The 546-nt window shown below is 44.0% G+C and carries 2 tRNA genes and 1 rRNA gene; all 3 read right to left on the bottom strand.

The annotated features are described in order from the left end of the window. Window positions 1–219 precede the first annotated feature (219 nt). Window positions 220–295 (bottom strand) — tRNA-Ala (locus tag ACVA54_RS19690). A gap of 39 nt (window positions 296–334) precedes the next feature. After that, window positions 335–411 (bottom strand) — tRNA-Ile (locus tag ACVA54_RS19685). A gap of 69 nt (window positions 412–480) precedes the next feature. Beyond that, window positions 481–546, bottom strand: a 16S ribosomal RNA gene (locus ACVA54_RS19680); the annotation flags it as partial.

The raw sequence follows: 546 nt of genomic DNA, 5'->3' as shown, positions 1-546 counted from the left end.
TTTTGCCGGACTCAATTTCGAATAGTCACTTAAAAGTGACATTCCCAAGAACACTTGAATGTGTTTTTTGGTGTTTGTCTTAAAGACAAACATTGAGAACTTTACAAACAATCTCCCATCTATTTAAAGACAAGGATTGTTTAGTCAGCTTTCCAAATTGTTAAAGAGCTAGATTCATTAAGAACCATTTTTAAAAACTCTCGTAAGAGTGCTTAAAGATGGTGGAGCTATGCGGGATCGAACCGCAGACCTCCTGCGTGCAAGGCAGGCGCTCTCCCAGCTGAGCTATAGCCCCATCAAGTGTCGATACTGTATGCCAATTCCTTGAAGGAATTGGTGGGTCTGAGTGGACTCGAACCACCGACCTCTCGCTTATCAGGCGAACGCTCTAACCACCTGAGCTACAGACCCAGTATCGTCTCTTTAAACTTTACAAACCATATCAATCTGTGTGGACACTCATCGTGAATAATCATCGTATAAGGAGGTGATCCAGCGCCAGGTTCCCCTAGCGCTACCTTGTTACGACTTCACCCCAGTCATGAA

This window comes from Vibrio sp. PNB23_22_6 (genome assembly GCF_052877535.1).
This window is presented reverse-complemented; position numbering and strand designations above follow the sequence as displayed.